This is a genomic window from Cupriavidus sp. PET2-C1 (assembly GCF_054515855.1).
In genome coordinates, this window is the sequence record NZ_CM137259.1 from 4203161 (window position 1) to 4217622 (window position 14462).

Genomic DNA, 14462 nt, shown 5'->3' on the forward strand with positions numbered 1-14462 from the left:
CAACCCCAGGAGCCTACCGTGGCTGTCAGCGTCTTCGATCTGTTCAAGGTGGGCATTGGCCCATCGAGCTCGCACACCGTTGGTCCGATGCGCGCCGCGCTGATGTTCGCGCAGGGCCTGGCGCGCGACGGCCTGTTGCCGCAAGTGGCCAGCGTGCGCGTGGAGCTGTACGGCTCGCTCGGCGCCACCGGCCGCGGCCACGGCACCGACAAGGGCGTGATCCTCGGCTTGCTGGGCGAAGCGCCCGACACCATCGACCCCGACACCATCGACGGGCGGCTGGCCGCGCTGCGCGCCAGCCGCACGCTCTCGCTGCTGGGCACCCATCCCGTGCCCTTCGTGGAGAAGGAGCACATCGTCTTTTACCGCCGCGAGGCCATGGCCGAGCATCCCAACGGCATGAAGTTCCACGCCTTCAATGCTGGCGGCGAGCGCATCCGCGAAGGGCGCTACCTGTCGGTGGGGGGCGGCTTCATCATCTCCGCCGGCGCAGCCAATACGCATATCCTGGAGGCTGACCAGCAGTTGCCGCATCCGTTTCGCAGCGGGCGCGCGATGCTGGAGATGGCAGCCGCCAGCAAGAAGAGCATTGCGCGGCTGATGATGGAAAACGAATGCGTGTGGCGCAGCGAGGCCGAGGTCAACGCCGGCTTGCTGCAGATCTGGGCCGTGATGCAAGCCTGCGTGGCACGCGGCTGCCGCACCGACGGCGAGCTGCCCGGGCCGTTCAAGGTCAAGCGCCGCGCCCACGACCTGTTCCGCAATCTCACCGAGCACGCCGAGCGCTCGCTGGCCGATCCGCTCTCGGTGATCGACTGGGTCAACCTGTACGCGATCGCCGTCAACGAGGAAAACGCGGCCGGCGGCCGTGTGGTCACCGCGCCCACCAACGGCGCCGCCGGCATCATCCCGGCCGTGCTGCATTACTACGACCGCTTCGTGCCCGGCGCCAACCCGCAGGGCGTGATCGACTTCCTGCTGACAGCCGGCGCCATCGGCATGCTCTACAAGCTCAACGCATCGATCTCCGGCGCCGAAGTCGGCTGCCAGGGCGAGGTCGGCGTGGCCTGCTCGATGGCCGCCGGCGCTCTTGCCGCCGTGATGGGCGGCACGCCGGAGCAGGTGGAGAACGCGGCCGAGATCGGCATGGAGCACAACCTCGGGCTGACCTGCGACCCGGTCGGCGGGCTGGTGCAGATTCCTTGCATCGAGCGCAACGCCATGGCCTCGGTGAAGGCCGTGAACGCCGCGCGCATGGCGCTGCGCGGCGACGGCATGCACTATGTCTCGCTCGACTCCGTGATCAAGACCATGCGCGAGACCGGCGCCGACATGAAGACCAAGTACAAGGAAACGGCGCGTGGCGGCTTGGCGGTGAATATCGTGGAGTGCTGAGGCCGCGTCGCCGGCGCAAGCGAATGCGTGCTTTCTGCTACGCTTGCCGGGCATTCCCCCCAATCCCATTCAACTGGAGTCCGGCATGATCAAGGTCAGCTTTCTCTATCCGCACAGCAAGGGCGGCAAGTTCGACATGGATTACTACCTGCAGCGCCACATGCCGCGCGCCGTCGCGCTGTTCGGCGCGCACCCGGGCTATCGCGGCGTGGCGGTGGAACGCGGGCTGGGCGCCGGCGCGCCGGGTTCCGATCCGGCCTTCACGGTGATGTGCCATTTCCTGTTCGAGTCCGTGCCTGACTTCGTGGCCGCCGCCAAGGCAGCCGGCAACGAGCTGCAGCTCGATATCCCCAATTACACGGATGCGGCTCCCGTGATGCAGATCAGCGAAGTGCTGACGATTGGCTGATTGCGCCCGCTGGCGGCGCTATCATGTACGGTTTCCCCACTAGCGGGCATGGCCATGCAGACCTTCCATCAGCTGTTTGACGAGACTTCGTCCACCTACACCTACTTGCTGATCGATGCCGCCACGCGCCAGGCGCTGCTGATCGATCCGGTGGACCACCAGCTGGAGCGCGACATGGCGCTGCTGCAGGCCAGCGGTGTCACGCTGGCGTGGGTGGTCGAAACCCATGCCCACGCGGACCACATCACCTCGGCCGGCCATGTTGCACTGCAAACCGGCGCGCGCACCGCAGCCCCCTCGGGCTGCGACATCCAACCCGCGCAAAAGCAGCTGATCGACGCCGACACGCTGCAGTTCGGCACGCAGACGCTGCGCGCCATCCATACGCCGGGGCACACCGCCGGCAGCATGAGCTACCTGTGGGAGGAGGCCACGCCCGCCGGCCCGGTGCGCCGCGTCTTCACCGGCGACACGCTGCTGATCGACGGTTGCGGCCGCACCGACTTCCAGTCCGGCGACGCCGGCACGCTGTACGACAGCCTCACGCAGAAACTCTTCGCCCTGCCCGACGACACCGTGGTCTACCCGGCCCACGACTACAAGGGCCGCACCGCATCCACCATCGGCTTCGAGCGCGCCAACAACAGCCGTGTGGCCGGGCGCACGCGTACCCAGTTCATCGAGATGATGGGGCAGCTGAACCTGCCCAAGCCGAAGCTGATCGATGTGGCTGTCCCCGCCAACCAGCGGCTCGGGCTGCGGGATGGCGAAAGCGTGCCGCACGGGGCGTGACGCACGCGCGCGTGTGAAACGATAGGCATTCGGCAATCAACCATTAGCAATTAGCAATTGGCAATTGGCAATCGGCCCTGGCAGGCGCCTGAATGGAGAGAGAAGACATGGCCCAGTACACCGCAGAGATCCTCTGGCAACGTGGCGAGCAGGATTTCCTCGGCAACCGCTATAGCCGCAAGCACCTGCTGCGCTTCGACGGCGGCGTGGAAGTACCCGGATCCTCATCGCCCCATGTCGTGCCCTTGCCCATGTCGGACGCCGCCGCCGTCGATCCCGAAGAAGCCTTCGTTGCGTCACTCTCCAGTTGCCACATGCTGTGGTTCCTTTCCATCGCCGCCAAGCACAAGTTCTGCGTCGACCGTTACTTCGATGCAGCGGTCGGCATCATGGCGAAGAACGCGGAAGGCCGGATGGCCATGACGGTGGTCACGCTCAGGCCGGAGGTCACCTTCTCCGGCGAGCGCCAGCCGACCCGGGAGGAACTGGCGCACCTGCATCACACGGCGCACGAGGCCTGCTTCATTGCCAACTCGGTGAAGTCGGAGCTGCGCTGCGAGCCGGTGTACGTGGGCGCGCTGGCGTAGTCAGCCAGCCCAGCTGTCGCAGGTCTGCCGTACCGTTTCGCGCAGGCTGCGCGTGGTGCTTTCGATCTGGCGCACGCGCTCCGCGTCGCCATTGCGGCTTTGCGCCAGCGCGCGGATATTGGCCAGCGCATCGAGCGAGCCCAGCGCTTCGGCATGCGGCACCAGCGCGTCGCAGATCGAGATGATGTGGTCAGCGATCGGCCTCCGGGTCAGCTCGTTGGGGTGCACATACTCGCCTTCCAGCCCGAAGCGGCAAGCCTGGAAGCGGTTGAAGGTGTAGACCAGGTAGTCGTCTTCCTGCGGCATGAAAGGGCGCGACAGCAGCAGGTAGCGCGCGAGCGCCTGGATGTAGGCGGCGATATCGCAGGCGCGCCCGACGGTCAGCGGCGTGTCCATCACGCGGACCTCGATGGTGCCGAACTCCGGCTTGGGGCGGATATCCCAGTAGAAGTCCTTCATGCTCTCGATCACGCCCGTGTTGCGCATCTTGTTGAAGTACGCGGTAAAGGCGTCCCAGGTGAGCAGATACGGCGCGCGCCCGCTCATGGGGAAGGCGGCGACGGAATTCAGCCGTGCCGAGGCGAAGCCGGTGTCCACGCCTTGCACATAGGGCGAGGAGGCGGCCAGCGCGATGAAATGCGGCACGTAGCGGCCGATGGCGTGGAGCAGGAACAGCGACTCATCCGCGCTCGGGCAGCCGATGTGCACGTGCTGGCCAAACACCGTGAACTGCTTGGCCAGGTAGCCATAGAGCTCGGAAATGTACTGGTAGCGCGGCGAATCGGAAATAGTGCGGTCGGCCCATTGCTGGAACGGGTGCGTGCCGCCGCCGCAGATGCCGAGGTTGAGCGAGTGCGAGGCATCGACCATCAGGTCGCGCATGGTGCCCAGCTCGTCCAGCGCCTGTGCATAACTTTTGCAGATGCCGGTGCTGATCTCGATCATCGAGGGGCTGATCTCGGGCTTGATGTCGCCGGCGTGCTGCGCGCCTTTCAGCACACGCAGCAAATCCGGCGCGAACGGCGCCAGGTCGTAGTCATGCCGGTTGACGAGTTGCAGCTCCAGTTCCACGCCAAACGTCAGCGCCTCGGAATGCTTGAACGGTTCGAGTGACATCAGCGCCCTCCTCCATTGCTTCTGACCTCGCCCGCATAGCGAAGTGCCCAGCCCGCCAGCGTGGGCCCGAGCAACTGCTCGACCGCCAGCGTGCACAGGATGATGGCCGCCAGCGGCTCACCCGTGGCGGGGTATAACAGCGCGATATCGTTCATCAGCAAGTACGCGAGGCCCGACATGGGTGCCAGCGCAAGCCCGAGGGCCACGCACTGCTTCATGCTCAGGCCCGAGAACGAACCCAGCGAGACGACGCCCACCAGCTTGGCAATGTGGCGCAGCAGTACCAGCACACAGGCGGCGCCACCACCGATGGCCCAGTCGTGCGCCGTCAGCGGCAGGCCGAGCGAGACCACCATCACGATGATCAGCAAGCTGCCCGCGCTGCCGAAGTGCGCCGGCCACACGCGCGGCTGGCTGTCCTGGTGCTTGAACACCACGCCGGCCAGCATCAGCGTAAGCGGCATCGACAGCTTGAGCACGCGCGTGAGCGCCAGCGTGAACAGAACCAACCCTACCAGCACGAGGAAGCTGTAGTGATCGTCCGTTTCCATGCGCGCATAGATCGCGTGGCCGAGCTTGCCGGCGCCCCAGGCCAGCAGGCAGGAACCCACCAGCAGGTAAAGCGGATGCAGCAGCGCCGCACCCAGGTTGCCGTATTCGGAATGCAGCCAGCCGGTGGCGACCTGGACAATGGCGGCGGCGTAGATACTGTTCAGCGCGGCCATGGCGAGCAGCCGCTCGGTCACCTGCCCTTCGGCGCGCAGCTCGTTCTTGAGCTGCAGCACGATGGTGGGCGAGGTGCTGACGGCAATGCCACCGGCCAGGATGGCGACCGCCGGGCTCACGCCGATCCATTGCAGCACGGCGGAGACCAGGCCCCAGGTCAGCAGGCTTTCAAAGGCGCTGGTGAAGAGCAGCCAGCGATTGGCCCGCAGCCAGGTGAGCGAGAGCCGGTGCCCGAGCTCGAACAGGGCGAGCGCCAGCGCCATGTCGATCAGGATGCGGGTCTGCGCGATCATGTCCTCGTCCACGATGCCGCGGCCGAGCATGCCAGCCGCGAGGCCCGTGGCCGCGTAGCCGACGATGCGGGGCAGCCGCAGGTACATGCGGCATGCCTCGCCCGCCAGGCCGGCGCCCACCAGCGCCAGCCCGACCCAGAAAAGCCCGCCCGGTACCAGGGGCAGGCTTGGAAACAATTGGCTCAGTCCATTCATGGGATATATGGTAGCGGAGCCACATGACATTCCATGTCGGCGTTTGTCCGACAGAGGCACGGAATCTGCCGTCAACGTGACGCGTTCACACGTAAAAAAACGCCATCTTACAGGGATGGCGTTCTTTTATCGTGACCGGGCCGAGGATGCGGCCCGCCTTGCCGGCTACACGCCCCAGAACTTCCACCCCGGACGCGTTGCACGCAGGCCGGTTTCCATGCGGGCATAGAGTGAGCGCGTCTTGCCCTGCGCGGCGCCGCTCGCGCGAGCCTTGTCGAAGTAGCCCAGCGCGGTCTCGCGCTGCTCCAGGCCCAGCGCGGCCTCGACGGCGCCGAGGTAGGCCTCGCCGTCCCAGCGGTCGCGCGCGGCAAATGCCGCCTCGAAATCCGTCAGTGCTTGCGCGTATTGCTTCTCGCCGTTGCGGATCAGCGCGCGCTGCAGGCGCGGGAAGGCCTGGTCCGCAGGATCGTCGGCGGTCAGGGCGATGGCTTGCTCGAACAGCGGCAGCGCGCGCTCCGGCGCGCCCAGGCCGCGCCAGATCATGCCGAACTGGTTGCAAAGCCACGCGTCCTCGATCAGCAGCGCGCGGCGCTGCAGGGCCTCGATCTCGGCCTGCGTGTCGATGCGGTCGTGCTGGTCCATGCTGTCCATGGCATTGCGCAGCAGCCCCGCGAAGTGCGCGCGGGCGTGGGCCAGCGCGTGCGCGGTCTGGCTGCGCTCCTCCACCGGCAAGGCATCGGCGCGCGCATCCATGTGCGCCAGCGCATCACGGGCCGCCGACGTCACTTCCGTGCCGCCGATGGCCTTCCAGGTGCTCATCAGCCGGCTGAAGATCCAGCCCACGTTGGCGGGATCGCGCTCCAGCGGATAGCGGTTGAGCACGTCGCCCGCGACTTCCACGGCTTTACCGTGCTGGCCGGCTGCCTCCAGGCATTCGAGCAGGTCGATCCAGTGCTCGATGAACTCGCTGACCGCGATGCCCTTCTCGTGCAGCGCGATGCGCTCCGCGCGGTTGCCGTCGCCTTCCAGCCGGGTGGCAAGGTTGTGGCACAGCAAGGAGTAGATATGGGGATCGGCGTCGTCGTAGCCGCCCTCGCCGGTGGCGAAGTAGGCTTCGAAGCGCGCCAGGCCAAGGCGATAGGCCTTGATCAGGTGCGGCATCAACGCCGCCTCGGCAGCCGGCACAGCGTCCATGAACTCAGCCAGCGCCACGCCAGCGTTGTAGTAACCGGTCGCATCCGTCGCGCCCTCGACAAAGGCAAAGCGCAGCCAAGGCTCGGCCTCGCCGGACTGGTGGCGCCATTCGAGCTCGCGCACCTGCGCCTTGGGGTCCGGCGCCTTGCGCTGGTAGGTGGCGAAGTCGTCCCAGGCACCCTCGAGCTCGCCCGCGCGGTAGCGCAGCGGCGCGCGGATGCGGCGGGCATGCGGGTGGTCCGGCTGGCTGGCCAGCACGATGGCCGCCTGCTCGGCGGCCAGGGCATCGCCCGCGGCTTCGTCGAGCTCCAACAGGTCGGGGTTGTCAAGGCCGATCCGCGCCAGGCACAGGCGCAGCATCGGCTCGGCCTCGTCGCCGGCGGCATTCACGTGGGCCAGCGCCTGGCCCAGGATGTCTTCGGCGCCAAGATCCGGCGCGCGATAAAGCAGGTCATACCAATAAGCGCCGGCCGCGGCGAAATTGCCCAGCCGGTAATGCACCAGCCCGGCATGCAGGCGGGCGCTCCACTCGCCGGAGGACAAGCCGTTGCGCAGCGCAGCTTCTTCCAGCCAGGGCAACGCCTCGGGCAAGCGCTCCATCCCCATCAGCAGCATGCCGTAGCGGTGCGCGATCACGCCGCGCGAGGACCAGCGGTGCGCCGGGTGCAGCGGCAGCCCGGGCAGCTTGGCCAGCGCCGCATCGAGCACGGCAAAGGCGGCCTGCGCGTCGCCGCGGTCGAAATGCAGGCGTGCCCGCAGGCAATCGAAATCCACCACTTGAGGCTGCGCCTGCGAAAGCTGGTCGAGAATGACCAGCGCTTCATCGTAGCGCTCTGCGTTGGCTAGCTCGATGGCGTGGTCGTAGCTGACTTCCTGCACGGACACGGACTGCTCCTTCGGGGTGGATGTGCGAGTGCGGGATTATGCGCCATCGTGGCCCCCTCCTGCTCGTGAGAAAAAGAGGCGATTCCCGTCGCAGCCGCAACGCTGGACAACGGCTTTGCACCGATGTATGCAGAAACGGCATCGCCGCCTGGAAGCCGCGTCTGCATCGAGCTCTCCAGCCGTCGCGCATCGCTTGGCGCAGCCATCTTGGCCATGCCCCCCCGGAGAGACCGTGTAGAACGCGGGCCAGTTGTGGGCGGGTGCACCAGGGCCAGCGGTCATATTCCCTGTGGATAACCTGCTGTGCACGGCGCGTTGAGAAATTTCCTGCCCTAATTTCAGAAATTGCCGATTGGGGTAACCCAGGCAACTCATCTACTTTGTACACATGGCGCCGATCCCGCCGGCACCGGCCAAGTTCGCGGCAAACGCCCATCAAGCTGTCTGGGGAAGTTTCAATGCGCATATTCGGATATCCGAAAACGCTGCTGCTTGCACTGTTGCCGAGCCTGATCATGGCCGCGGACGTCGCGCCCCCACAGCAAAGTGCTGTCGCGGAGCCAGTGTCAAATCAGGCCGCCCTCGGCGAGGGAGCCGATCTTGAAAGCCTTCAGCGCCATACGCAACGCATCATCTCGGATACAACCCTCACACCCGAGCAAAAATTCGATTGGCTTTGGCATGACTTCGAAGCCACTCGCCACAATCCGACAAGCGCCCAGTATTTGTTGGATACGATGAGATTGCTGCCACTTCCGCCTGGTGCCAGAACGGCGTTGCGGATTGAAGCCAGCTTGTACGGGACTGTCCACGCCGAGCAGGTCAAACGCGCTCTAGTCAACTTGCTGGCATCGCAATATGAAACCGACCTGGCCTTGTCTGCCGCCGAGCAATCTCGCCTCGGGGCTAATCCTCAGGTCGCAGCCATGCTCGCAAAGGCGGCCCGCTCGCCAGACACTGAAATTGCGCATCAGGCGGTCATGCAATATGCGCGACTAGGCTTGTTCCCCGATAGCATTCCCATCTTGAACGCCGCTCTGTCAGGCGGCACCATAAGCCGAGCCGAGTACGCGAAGGAACTGGGTTTCCTCCTACCCTTGATCCAGGAACCCAAGGCTCAGCGTCAGGCACTGCAGGCCATTGGGCATGCAGGTGTACCCAGTGGGCTCCTGGCTGAGGATCTTGCTGCCATGGTCCTGTTGCCGCATGCGCTTTCATCGCTCCACCTGGAGACCCTGCGCCCGCTCCAGGAGCTCCTCACGCAAGGCCAGCCGACCTTCGCCAACGACTCCGGCTTGATTGATTTTCTCGATTTAGCCCGCTACAACGACTGGTTGTCCGCCACCGCCGCGATCGAAGCAAGACTTTCAGGCGGAGGCGCGGCGGATCACATTCCTGACGAGTCCTGGCGAATTCGCCTGCCGCAAAACAAAAAACGCCATCCCACCGGGATGGCGTCAGATGCAGGACGCTAATGGTGCCCTGCCGGGGGCAATGGCTTACTTGCCGCCTACCGTCTCCAGCACGGTCCACTTGCCGCCAACTACCTTGTAGACGGTGATGCCGCCGTCCTTCAGGTCGCCGCGCGCGTCGTAGGCCAGGGTCTTGGTGGTCACGCCTTGCATGTTGGTGGCCGCCAGCACCGGCAGGTAGCGCGCCGGATCGGCCGAGCCCGCCTTGATCATGGCGGTCATCAAGGCGGTGGCGCCGTCATAGGCGTACGGCGAGTAGGTCTGCACCTTGCCGCCGAAGCGCTTCTCGTACTTCTTCTCGTAGGCGGTGCCACCGGGCATCTGCTCCAGCGGCAGGCCGGCCAGCGAGACGACCGTGCCCTCGGCGGCAGGGCCGGCCAGCTTGAGGAAGTTGTCGGTCTTCGACATTTCGCCCGACACCACCGGCGACTTCATGCCGAGTTCCTTGACCTGCTTGGCCATCGGCGCGGATTGCGTCTCGGCGCCGCCAAAGAAGATCACGTCCGGGTTGCTGCGCTTGATGTTGGTCAGCACGGCCTTGAAGTCCACCGCCTTGTCGTTGGTGAACTCGCGGCGCACGATCTTGCCGCCGGCGGCCTTGGCGGCCTTCTCGAACTCGTCGGCCAGGCCTTGGCCGTAGGCGGTGCGGTCGTCGACGATGGCGATGTTCTTGGCGCCCAGCTTCTTCACCACGAAGGCACCGATCACCGAGCCCTGCTGGGTGTCGGAGGTCATCATGCGGAAGGTGGTCTTGAAGCCCTGGCGGGTGTACTCAGGCGCCGTTGCCATGGCGATCTGGGGAATGCCAGCGCGGTTGTAGACCATCGACGCCGGGATGCTGGTGCCCGAGTTGAAGTGGCCCAGCATGCCCTGGATGCCATTGTCGACCAGCTTTTGCGCGACCACCGAGCCGGTCTTGGGGTCTGCCGCGTCGTCTTCAGAGAGCAGTACGAACTTGACGTCCTTGCCGCCGATCTTGGGCTTGGTCGCGTTCATTTCCTCGATGGCGAGGACGACGCCGTTCTGCATGTCCTTGCCGTATTGCGCCTGGCCGCCGGTCATCGGCGCGGCAAAGCCCAGCTTGATTTCCTGCGCCTGGGCGAAGGCGGCCGAGGTGGCGCACAGGCCAGCGACGGACAGGGCAACGGTGAGGGCCGTCTTGTGGAAAGTCGAGTTCATCTGTTCTCCTTGGTAGCTATTCTCTATAGCCTTTGCTGCGTTTTTGGACGCGTCCGGGTGTGGCGCGAAACGCTCCCCGATTTTCAAATACGCGAGGTTTGCGGGATCACCGCTGCCTCGCGTCGCTTCGATCGACGCCCGGCGGTTAGCCGATCGTCATCAAACTCGCATTGCCGCCCGCTGCCGCCGTATTGACGGACAGCGAACGCTCGATCAACAAACGCTCGATGGCGATATTCGGTTCACCATGTGCCAGGCCTTGCACCGAAATAATCGGGCCGGGGCGCGTGGCCAGCTGCTCGCACACAGCGCGCAGCTGGTCGGAATCGCCATGGTGGAGGACCGCGTCGAAGCCGGTGTCGCTGGCCGACCAGTCGGCCACCAGGCTGACGCGCGATTGTACTGCCTTGGGCAGGCGCGCAAACAGGGCCCGGGCCATCGGGCTTTCAACCCACACGGCCTGGCTGCCAGCCGCCAGTACCGCCGCCAGCTGCACGGCCAGGTCGGTCTCCTGCTGGGCCAGGCACAGCACGGCGGCGCGCGGCAGCAGCGTGTAGGTGTTGCGCTCGCCGGTGGGGCCGGGCAGCGTGACCGACAGGCCGGCCGCCGAGGCCGCGGCAAAGCGCTCGCACGCCGCCGCCAGTTCGGGCGGCGCCGCGCTCTCGCGCTGCGCCCATGCCTTGAGCGTACCCAGTGCCTCGGTCAGCGTGCGGCGCACCGGGCCGGTCTCGTCGGCGCCGCCGGCAGTGTCGGAGCCGCGCACCACGCGGGCCACGGCGTCCTGCGGGCAGACCGACAACAGGCGGTGCAGGTACAGCGGGCCGCCCGCCTTGGGGCCGGTGCCGGACAGGCCCTCGCCGCCGAAGGGCTGCACGCCCACCACCGCACCCACGATATTGCGGTTGACGTAGAGGTTGCCCACTTCCGCGCGCTCGACGATGTGCTCGATGGTTTCGTCGATGCGGGTGTGAATGCCCATGGTCAGGCCGTAGCCAGTGCCGTTGATCTGCGCAAGCAGCGTGTCGAGGCCAGCTCGCGGGTAGCGCACCACGTGCAGCACGGGGCCAAAGACTTCGCGCTGCAGCTCTTCGATGCTGTCGAGCTCGATCAGCGTTGGCGACACAAAGGTGCCATTGCGGCAGGCCGCGCTGGCCGCGCCGTTCGGGTCGGCCTGGTGGACGCGGCGGCCCTTGGCGCGCATGGCGTCGATATGGCGCACGATGTTGCCGCGCGCCTCTTCGTCAATGACCGGGCCGACGTCGGTGGACAAACGGTCCGGGTTGCCCATGGTGAGCTCGTCCATGGCGCCCTTGAGCATTTCCAGCACGCGGTCGGCCACGTCTTCCTGCAGGCACAGCACGCGCAGCGCGGAACAGCGCTGGCCGGCCGAGTCGAAGGCGGAGTTGACCACGTCGCCAACCACCTGCTCGGCCAGCGCGGAGGAGTCCACGATCATCGCGTTCTGGCCGCCGGTTTCGGCGATCAGCGGCACCGGGCGGCCAGCCGCGTCCAGCCGGCCGGCCACGCTGCGTTGCAGCAGGCGCGCCACTTCGGTGGAGCCGGTGAACATCACGCCCTTGACGCGAGCGTCGCCTACCAGCGCGGCGCCCACGGTTTCGCCGCGGCCCGGCAACAATTGCACGGCGCCAGCCGGCACGCCAGCCTCGCGCAGCAAGCGCACGGCCTGGGCAGCAATTAGCGGGGTCTGCTCGGCGGGCTTGGCCAGCACGGTGTTGCCGGCGGCCAGCGCGGCCGCGACCTGGCCGGTAAAGATGGCCAGCGGGAAATTCCACGGGCTGATGCAGACCACCGGCCCGAGCGGGCGGTGGGTGTCGCTGGAGAAGGTTTCACGCACTTGCGCGGCGTAATAGCGCAGGAAGTCCACCGCCTCGCGCACTTCGGCGATGGCATTGGAGAACGTCTTGCCGGCCTCGCGCACGATGATGCCCATCAGGGACTGCATCTGCGCTTCCATCAGTTCCGCGGCACGTTCCAGCGCGGCGGCGCGCACATCGGCCGGGGTCGCCTGCCAGATCGGCGCGGCGTTCACCGCGGCCTGCAGCGCGGCTTCCACCTCGGCCATGCTGGCTTCGGTGACATGGCCGACCACGTCGCGCAGGTCGGACGGGTTGCGCACGGGTGCGGGCTGGCCGGCATCCGCGCCAGCGGCGGCTTCCACGCCCAGCAGCGGCACGGCACTGACGGCCTCGCTGGTACCGGCCAGCAGCGCCGAAGACAGCGAAGCCAGGCGATGCTCGTTGGACAGGTCGATACCGGCGGAGTTGGCCCGCGATTCGCCATAAAGGTTGCGTGGCTGCGGAATGCGCGGATGCGGCAGGCCAAGCGCACCTTCCTCGGCGTGCATCTGCTCGACCACGGCCACCGGGTCGGCCACCAGTTCGTCCAGCGAGATGGTGTCGTCGGCGATGCGGTTCACGAAGGACGTATTGGCACCGTTTTCCAGCAGGCGGCGCACCAGGTAGGCGAGCAGCGTCTCATGCGTGCCGACCGGCGCGTAGATCCGGCACGGGCGGTTGAACTTGCCGTCGGCCAGCGGGCCGACCACCTGGTCGTACAGCGGCTCGCCCATGCCGTGCAGGCACTGGAACTCGTACTGGCCGGGGTAGTAGTTGTGGCCGGCGATCTGGTAGATGGCCGCCAGCGTGTGGGCGTTGTGGGTGGCGAACTGCGGGTAGATCACGTCCGGCACCGACAGCAGCTTGCGCGCGCAGGCCACGTAGGACACGTCGGTATAGACCTTGCGCGTGTAGACCGGATAGCCCTCCAGCCCGTCCACCTGGGCACGCTTGATCTCGCTGTCCCAGTATGCGCCCTTGACCAGGCGGATCATCAGGCGGTGGCGGCTGCGGCGGGCCAGGTCGATCAGGTAGTCGATCACGAAGGGGCAGCGCTTCTGGTAGCCCTGCACCACGAAGCCGATGCCGTTCCAGCCGGCCAGCTCGGGCTCGAAGCACAGGCGCTCCAGCAGGTCGAGCGAGATTTCCAGGCGGTCGGCTTCCTCGGCGTCGATGTTGATGCCGATGTCGTACTGGCGGGCAAGCAAGGTCAGCGACTTGAGGCGGCCGTAGAGCTCGCTGATGACGCGCTCATGCTGCGCGCGGCTGTAGCGCGGATGCAGCGCCGAGAGCTTGATCGAGATGCCGGGGCCTTCATAGATGCCGCGCCCGCGCGAAGCCTGGCCGATGGCGTTGATGGCCTGCTCGTAGGAGGCCAGGTAGCGCTGCGCGTCGGCCTCGGTCATGGCCGCTTCGCCCAGCATGTCGTAGGAGTAGCGGAAGCCCTCGGCCTCGTACTTGCGCGCATTGGCCAGCGCCTCGGAAATGGTCTCGCCGGTGACGAACTGTTCGCCCATCAGGCGCATCGCCATGTCCACGCCCTTGCGGATCAGCGGCTCGCCGCCCTTGCCGATGATGCGGGTCAGCGCCTTGGACAGGCCGGCTTCGGTATGCGTGGCCACCAGCTTGCCCGTAAACAGCAGGCCCCAGGTGGCGGCATTGACGAACACCGACGGGCTCTGGCCCAGGTGCGACTGCCAGTTGGCGCCGCTGATCTTGTCGCGGATCAGCGCGTCGCGGGTGGCCTTGTCGGGAATGCGCAGCAGCGCCTCGGCCAGGCACATCAGCGCCACGCCTTCCTGCGAGGACAACGAGAACTCCTGGATCAGGCCCTGCACCAGCCCTTCGCGGCCGGTGCCGACCTTGCGCTCGCGCAGCCGCGTGGCCAGGGTCCGGGCCATGGCGAGAGCGGCTTCGGCCTGCTGATGTGGCAGGCGAGCCTGCTCAAGCAGCACCGGCACGCACTCGGACTCGGGGCGGCGATAGCCAGCGGTGATGGCCGCGCGCAGCACCGATTGCGGCTGCACGCTCTGCGCGAACTCCAGGAACGGCTGCATCGCGCCGTCACCCGCCGCGCCGTCAAAGGCGTCGGCACCGTCCGCCGCACCCTCGCTCCCCGTACCGGCGGCGCTGGTCTCATGCGGGATGTTGCCCCGTTCGACTTGCTCCAGATACGTGAAGATCGCCTGCTTGATCAGCCAGTGCGGTGTGCGGTCGATCGACTGCGCAACGCGCTTGAGGCGCTCGCGGGAGGCGTCGTCGAGTTTGACGCCGAGGGTGGTGGTGGCCATGCGCTTGATTCTCCGTAAGACGCGGACGCCGGTTTCCTGACTGCGGGGAAACCGGCAGATTGGCGCGATCAT

Annotated in this window: 10 protein-coding genes; 5 read left to right on the forward strand and 5 right to left on the reverse strand. The window is 66.6% G+C overall.

Going from position 1 to position 14462, the window contains the following annotated elements:
* Positions 1 to 18 precede the first annotated feature (18 nt).
* The 4 genes from ACX12D_RS19095 to ACX12D_RS19110 all read left to right on the forward strand — a co-directional run bounded on the left by ACX12D_RS19095 (position 19) and on the right by ACX12D_RS19110 (position 3183).
* Positions 19 to 1395, forward strand: coding sequence for an L-serine ammonia-lyase (locus tag ACX12D_RS19095; RefSeq protein WP_459372302.1), 1377 nt, complete (start codon positions 19 to 21; stop codon positions 1393 to 1395).
* An 85-nt stretch (positions 1396 to 1480) separates the two neighbouring features.
* Entirely contained in the window at positions 1481 to 1804 is a 324-nt protein-coding gene (locus ACX12D_RS19100) for an EthD family reductase (RefSeq protein ID WP_459372303.1), read from the forward strand.
* Positions 1805 to 1858: 54 nt separating this feature from the next.
* On the forward strand, positions 1859 to 2596 hold the full coding sequence (locus tag ACX12D_RS19105; protein WP_441635744.1) for an MBL fold metallo-hydrolase: 738 nt from the start codon (positions 1859 to 1861) through the stop codon (positions 2594 to 2596).
* A 107-nt stretch (positions 2597 to 2703) separates the two neighbouring features.
* Positions 2704 to 3183, forward strand: coding sequence for an OsmC family protein (locus ACX12D_RS19110; protein ID WP_459372304.1), 480 nt, complete (start codon positions 2704 to 2706; stop codon positions 3181 to 3183).
* Here ACX12D_RS19110 and ACX12D_RS19115 read toward each other — a convergent pair whose 3' ends face one another.
* From ACX12D_RS19115 to ACX12D_RS19125, 3 genes are all read right to left on the reverse strand, one after another.
* Positions 3184 to 4299, reverse strand: a complete 1116-nt coding sequence (locus ACX12D_RS19115; protein ID WP_459372305.1) for a YbdK family carboxylate-amine ligase — start codon at positions 4297 to 4299, stop codon at positions 3184 to 3186.
* Positions 4299 to 5513, reverse strand: coding sequence for a cation:proton antiporter (locus tag ACX12D_RS19120; protein ID WP_459372306.1), 1215 nt, complete (start codon positions 5511 to 5513; stop codon positions 4299 to 4301). Before ACX12D_RS19120 ends, ACX12D_RS19115 begins: the two co-directional genes overlap by 1 nt.
* A 165-nt stretch (positions 5514 to 5678) precedes the next feature.
* Positions 5679 to 7592, reverse strand: a complete 1914-nt coding sequence (locus ACX12D_RS19125) for a tetratricopeptide repeat protein (RefSeq protein ID WP_459372307.1) — start codon at positions 7590 to 7592, stop codon at positions 5679 to 5681.
* Positions 7593 to 8050: 458 nt separating this feature from the next.
* On the opposite strand from ACX12D_RS19125, the gene ACX12D_RS19130 reads away from it, so the two are divergent.
* Positions 8051 to 9067: a hypothetical protein gene (locus tag ACX12D_RS19130; RefSeq protein WP_459372308.1), complete on the forward strand. Its 1017-nt coding sequence runs from the start codon at positions 8051 to 8053 to the stop codon at positions 9065 to 9067.
* 24 nt (positions 9068 to 9091) lie between these two features.
* Here the strand turns inward: ACX12D_RS19130 and ACX12D_RS19135 are convergent, their stop codons facing one another.
* A complete protein-coding gene (locus ACX12D_RS19135) occupies positions 9092 to 10243 on the reverse strand; it encodes a branched-chain amino acid ABC transporter substrate-binding protein (protein ID WP_174426839.1) in 1152 nt (383 codons plus the stop codon).
* A 145-nt stretch (positions 10244 to 10388) separates the two neighbouring features.
* A complete protein-coding gene (gene putA, locus ACX12D_RS19140; RefSeq protein ID WP_459372309.1) occupies positions 10389 to 14390 on the reverse strand; it encodes a trifunctional transcriptional regulator/proline dehydrogenase/L-glutamate gamma-semialdehyde dehydrogenase in 4002 nt (1333 codons plus the stop codon).
* Positions 14391 to 14462 lie beyond the last annotated feature (72 nt).